4 protein-coding genes are annotated in these 5997 nt (G+C 61.6%); 2 read left to right on the forward strand and 2 right to left on the reverse strand.

The features are described 5' to 3' along the window. Positions 1 to 270 precede the first annotated feature (270 nt). Together VGL22_RS13910 and VGL22_RS13915 are read left to right on the forward strand one after the other, a co-directional pair. On the forward strand, positions 271 to 846 hold the full coding sequence (locus VGL22_RS13910; RefSeq protein ID WP_465267539.1) for a DNA-3-methyladenine glycosylase I: 576 nt from the start codon (positions 271 to 273) through the stop codon (positions 844 to 846). A 224-nt stretch (positions 847 to 1070) separates the two neighbouring features. Further along, the gene (locus VGL22_RS13915; protein WP_465267536.1) at positions 1071 to 1418 is read left to right on the forward strand and encodes a hypothetical protein; all 348 of its coding nucleotides are present in this window, start codon (positions 1071 to 1073) and stop codon (positions 1416 to 1418) included. Between the two features lie 17 nt (positions 1419 to 1435). Here the strand turns inward: VGL22_RS13915 and VGL22_RS13920 are convergent, their stop codons facing one another. After that, the gene (locus VGL22_RS13920) at positions 1436 to 2353 is read right to left on the reverse strand and encodes a PfkB family carbohydrate kinase (RefSeq protein ID WP_465267537.1); all 918 of its coding nucleotides are present in this window, start codon (positions 2351 to 2353) and stop codon (positions 1436 to 1438) included. A gap of 110 nt (positions 2354 to 2463) precedes the next feature. After that, positions 2464 to 5997, reverse strand: a 3534-nt coding sequence (gene metH, locus VGL22_RS13925; RefSeq protein WP_465267538.1) for a methionine synthase, incomplete at its 5' end; no start/stop codon positions are given.

The following is a 5997-nucleotide window of genomic DNA, read 5'->3' on the forward strand; positions in this document are numbered from 1 at the left end:
GAAGTTCCACGGGTGGAGGCGGCGCTTGCCGACACGGAGCAGCAGCTGGGAAGGTTTGTGTCCGTCGAGGAGACGCAGCGGCTCACCAAGCTTGCCGAGGATCTTCGCGTGCAGTTGAATGCGCTGACCGGCGAGTGGGAAGACCTGATGATGCAGCTCGAGGCCTAGCGCGGCTGCAGAGTTCGTGTGCGGTTTCTAATTCGGAGAAGGTGGCATTTTTTTGAGGAAAATGCCACTTTGCTGCGTGGTTCTAGCTGCGAGAATGTCCTCATGCCGGCAAGCGAAGAGACGAAGATCCGCTGCAATTGGTCGCAGAGCGATCCTCTCATGCGTGCGTATCACGATGAAGAGTGGGGAGTACCGGAGCGCGACAGCCGCGCGCTGTGGGAACTGCTGATGCTTGAGGGATTTCAGGCGGGTCTCGCCTGGATCACGGTGCTGCGTAAGCGCGAGGCGTTTCGCGAGGGGTTCAAGGGGTTCGATCCGGCGAAGGTGGCGCGCTTTACCGAGAAGGACATCGCGCGGCTGCTCGCGAATCCCGGCATCATCCGCTCGCGGGCGAAAATCGAATCCACGATCCAGGGCGCGCGAATTTACCTGGAGATGCAGAAGGCGGGCGAGGATTTTGGCTCGTGGTTGTGGGGAATGGCGGGTGGCAAGCCGCTACAGTTGGCCGGGCCGGTGCCGGTGCAGACGCCGACGGCGGTGGAGATGTCAAAGCGGCTGAAGAAGCGCGGATTCAAGTTTGTGGGGCCTGTGATCGTGTATGCGTTCATGCAGGCCGCGGGGATGGTGAACGACCACGCGCCCGAGTGCTTTCGCAGGAAGGCCGTCGCGCGGCTCTGATCTGCTCCGAGTCCGGGCTGTGCCGGGGTCAGGGCGCGAACGCGCAAAACCCGGGCCTCCTGCGCGGGACCCGCGGCATCGAAGTTGATGGACGGGAATTCGGCCAGAGGCTCCTTCGGATGAGCAGCAGCACCCATTTGCCCCATGTTTCCCGGCACGATCGGGAAGATTCACAACAGAACGCCCGCGGCGCCTCAGCAAATGCGAGGCCCCGGTTGACGCGAGTGAAGATCGAAGCGCTGGTGTCCGGCGATTTTGCGCCAATCCGGCTGGGTCCGGAACTGGTGCATCGGTTGAATCACGCCTGGAGCGGGGCAGGGCAGAGGGTGCATATGCTGCATGTGGAAGTAGTCCACACTCCGCAGCGGTGCCCCCGTTGCGGGGATCGGGCTTTGTACCGCAAGGATCGCCGCGGCTGGATGCAGAAGCGGATTTATCCTCTGCTGGGTCTGTTTCCGTGGCAATGCGGATCTTGCCGGAGATCCACGCTGCTGCGGCTGCGCAGCGCGGATCATGTTGAGACGTCGGTCCTTTCGCAGGACGGCAGCGAAGCAACCCGCAAAGCTGCCTGATCCCGCCGCGCTCCCGATCAATCGAGGTGCGTCAACTCGCGGAACTGGCTGAACCGCGTGTCGATCTCTTCACGGGTGAGCTTTTCTATGCGCGCAGTGCCGAACTCCTCCACCGCGAATGAGCCCATGACGCTGCCATAGAACATGGCGCGCCGAAACGCGCCGGGCGTGAGTTCTTTCTGCGATGCGAGGTAGCCGAAGAAGCCTCCGGCAAAGCTGTCGCCGGCACCTGTGGGATCAACGACCTCCTCGAGCGGCAGCGCCGGCGCGCGAAACGTTCTGGCGCCGATTCCGTCACGGCCGTAGAAGGCAGTGGCTCCATACTCGCCATGCTTGACGACCAGCATGCGCGGCCCCATGTCAAGGACCGCGCGCGCGGCCTGGACGAGGTTGGTGTTGGCGGCGAGCATTTTGGTTTCAGTGTCGTTGATGAGCAGGATGTCAAGCCCGCGCAGCACTTCAAGCAGTGCCGGCCTGTGATCCTTGATCCAGTAATTCATGGTGTCGCCGGCCACCAGCTTCACATCGGGCATTGCCTCGCGGACGCGCCGCTGCAGCACGGGGTCGATATTGGCCAGAAAGAGGAACTCGGAGTCTCGATACGCGTCAGGGATTTTGGGTTGAAACGCGCCGAACACGTTCAGGTCCGTGGTGTGGGTCTTGGCTTCGTTCAGATTCTCGAGGTAGGAGCCCTCCCAGAAGAAGCTCTTGCCGGACGCGTGCTCAATGCCTTGCGTATCGATCTTTCGCGCGTCAAAGGCGGCCTGTTGTGCGGCTCCGAAATCCTCGCCGACGACGGCGATCACGCGCACCTGTGTGAAGAAGCTGGCGGAGAGCGAGAAGTAGGTTGCCGCGCCTCCCAGGCAGCGTTCGCGCCGCCCTGCCGGGGTTTCAATCGAGTCGAACGCAACGCTGCCGACCACCGTGATTGCCATTCACCATCTCCTGTGTTTGCGAAGTGCAACTTCGATTGTAGATGCGAGACTCTGAGGCCAGCCCTTGTGATGCGGCACCACTCGCAAGGGAAAGAGGGCCGTTGCTGTACCTATTTTGCCGGATCGTAATTGAGATAGGGGCCGAGCCAGCGTTCTACTTCGGCCACACCCATGCTTTTGCGCACGTGATAGTCCTCTACCTGGTCGCGATCGATTTTGCCAACGCTGAAATAACGCGCCTGCGGATGGGCGAAATAGAGGCCACTCACGCTCGATCCCGGCCACATGGCGAACGACTCGGTGAGCTCGATGCCAGTCTTCGCCTGCACATCCAGCAGGTGCCAGATCGCCGCCTTCTCCGTGTGGTCAGGGCAGGCCGGATAACCGGGCGCCGGCCGAATGCCGCGATACTTTTCATGAATCAGTTCTTCCGGGCTGAGGTTCTCCTGACGGCCGAAGCCCCATTCGTCACGCACGCGCTTGTGCAGGCACTCGGCGAATGCTTCGGCGAGCCGATCCGCCAGTGCCTCTGCCATGATCGCGTTATAGTCGTCGTGCTTCGCGCGGAAGCTGTTGCGCACCTCCTCAAGGCCGATGCCGGTGGTGACAGCGAAGGCGCCGATGTGATCAGGCAAGCCGGTTTCCCGGGGAGCAATGAAATCCACCAGCGAGCGGCAGGGCTCGTTGCCTTCGCGGTCCGACTGTTGCCGCAGGAAGTGAAGTTGAGTGAGGACTGATTTGCGCGCGCCATCAGTGTAGAGCTCCACGTCTTCGCCGATGGCATTGGCGGGGAACAGCCCGTAGACGGCGCGCGCTGTGAGCAGGCTGTCAGCGATGATGCGATCGAGGAGGAGGTTGGCTTCCGTGAAGAGCAGCCGCGCCTGTTCGCCGTGTTTGGCATCGTCCAGGATGCGAGGATACACACCCTTCAATTCCCACGTATGGAAGAACGGCGTCCAGTCGATATAGTCGCGCAGCGTGGCGAGGGGGAAGCGATCAAGGACCTGCACGCCTGTGGAGGGCGGGGCAGGGATGTCTTCGGCGCGCCACTCGATGGGAGTTCGCCGGCTGCGTGCGACGTCGATCGGAATCGTCTTCTGGCGCGGCGCCGCATACTGCTTGCGTACCGTCTCGTATTCAGCGGTGTGTTTCGCGATGAAGTCCGAGCGGTTTTGGTCGCTGAGCAGGTTGGTAGCGACCGGCACCGCTCGGCTCGCGTCAATGACGTGAATCACCGGCTGGCTGTAGTGGGGAGCAATCTTAATCGCGGTGTGCGCACGGCTGGTGGTGGCGCCGCCGATCAGCAGCGGCAGCTTGAATTCCTGGCGCTCCATCTCGCGCGCGACATGAACCATTTCGTCGAGCGAGGGGGTGATGAGGCCGCTCAGCCCGATGATGTCGGCTTTCTCCTGTTTTGCGCGCTCCAGGATTCGCTCGCTCGGCACCATCACGCCGAGGTCGATCACTTCGTAGTTGTTGCAGGCCAACACCACGCCCACGATGTTCTTGCCGATGTCGTGCACGTCGCCCTTGACGGTGGCCAGCACGATCTTGCCCTGGGTGCGCACCACGTGTCCGGCAGCGGCAAGCTCCGCTTTCTCGGCTTCCATGAACGGCGTGAGATAGGCCACAGCCTTCTTCATTACGCGCGCCGATTTCACCACCTGGGGCAGAAACATTTTGCCCGCGCCGAACAGATCGCCGACCACGCCCATGCCCGCCATCAGCGGGCCTTCAATCACCGCCAGCGGACGGCCGAGTTTCACGCGGGCTTCTTCCGTGTCGGTTTCGATGTGCGTATCGATGCCACGCACCATGGCATGCGATAACCGCTCTTCCACGGGAGCATTGCGCCATTCCTCGGTTTTCTGCTCCGCATTGGAATCGCCGGCTTTTGTAGTCTTCAGCTTCTCGCCGTATTCGAGCAGCCGCTCCGTTGCGTCGGCGCGGCGATTGAGCAGAACATCCTCAACGAGCTGTTTAAGCTCGGGCTCAATGTCCTCATACACCTCCAGCATGCCGGCATTCACGATGCCCATATCCATTCCGGCGGCAATGGCGTGATACAGAAACGCCGAGTGCATCGCTTCACGCACTTTGTTGTTGCCGCGGAAGCTGAAGGAGATATTGGAGACGCCACCGGACACCTTCGCGCCGGGAAGGTTCTGCTTGATCCAGCGCGTGGCGTTGATGAAATCAACGGCGTAGTTGTTGTGCTCCTCCATCCCGGTGGCCACGGTGAGGATGTTGGGGTCGAAGATGATGTCTTCGGGCGCCATGCCCACTTCGTCGACGAGGATGCGATAGGCGCGCTCGCAGATGCGGGTTTTGTCTTCGTAAGTCGCGGCCTGCCCCTTCTCGTCGAACGCCATGACCACGGCCGCGGCGCCGTACTTCAGCACTGCTGCACCGTGTTCGCGGAATTTGTCTTCGCCTTCCTTCAAGGAGATAGAGTTCACGATGCCCTTGCCCTGCAGGCACTTCAGGCCGGCTTCAATCACAGCCCAGTTGGACGAGTCCACCATGAACGGCACATTGGCCACTTCCGGCTCGCTGGCAAGCAAGAGCAGAAAGCGCGTCATCGCGGCCACGCCTTCGATCATGCCTTCATCCATGCAGATGTCGAGCACGTTGGCTCCGCTCTCCACCTGCTGGCGAGCCACGGAGACGGCCTCTTCGAATTTGCCTTCCTTGATGAGCTTGGCGAATTTGGGCGAGCCGGCGACGTTGGTTCTTTCGCCGATCATGATGAACACGCCCTGCTGCTGAGTGAACGGCTGCGATCCCGACAGGCGCAGAGGGCGGAACTGCTCGGCGGGAGCCGGGTTCATATCGACGATGGTGCGCGCTTCGCTGAAGTCTTCGTGGAGTTCGCGCGGATGCTTGCCTTCGAGAGCCTTGGCGATGGCAGCGATGTGTTCGGGCGTGTTACCGCAGCAGCCGCCGGCGATGTTGATGAGTCCGCTTCGCGCAAACTTGGCGAGATGGGCGCCCATGTCTTCGGGTCCGAGATCGAAGCCCGTCGGGGAGAGCGGATTGGGCAGGCCCGCATTTGGATAGCACGAGATGGCTGCGTTCGCCTTTTGCGAGAGCTCCTCGAGGAATGGGTACATCAGGTCTGGCCCGAGGGAGCAATTCAATCCAACTGACAACGGATGTACATGCTCGACAGCGTCCCAGAACGCTTCTATGGTCTGCGCGGAAATCATCGTCTCGCCGCCGCGCCCGACTGCCGCCGAGATCATCACGGGCAGTTCCGTCTTGCCCTCGTCGAAGACTTCGCGAATGGCAACCAGCGCGGCTTTGGCATTCAGCGAATCGAAGATGGTCTCTACCAGCAGAAGGTCCACGCCGCCGGCCATGAGCGCCCGCACCTGGTGCGCATAGGCAGTCTTCACCTGGTCGAACGTCACGACGCGGAAACCAGGATCGTCAGCATCCGGGGAGTTCGACAATGACACGGTCAACGGCCCGATGGCGCCGGCTACAAACCTGGGCCGTGACGATTGGTTCGCCACGCGTTCTGCCCAGTCCCGGCACTGCCGCGCAGACTGCTCGTTGATCTCCCAGGCAAGGTTGTTGAGGAACGGATTCTCAATGACGCCTTGATAAAAGGCCGGGTCTTTGCGTCCGCCGCGCTCCCG

Source organism: Occallatibacter sp. (genome assembly GCF_036502485.1).
Taxonomy (GTDB): domain Bacteria; phylum Acidobacteriota; class Terriglobia; order Terriglobales; family Acidobacteriaceae; genus Telmatobacter.

Excerpts from the sequence above, each read along its gene's own strand:
- VGL22_RS13910 (WP_465267539.1), top strand. The coding sequence starts at position 271 with ATGCCGGCAAGCGAAGAGACGAAGATCCGCTGCAATTGGTCGCAGAGC.
- VGL22_RS13920 (WP_465267537.1), bottom strand. The coding sequence starts at position 2,353 with ATGGCAATCACGGTGGTCGGCAGCGTTGCGTTCGACTCGATTGAAACC.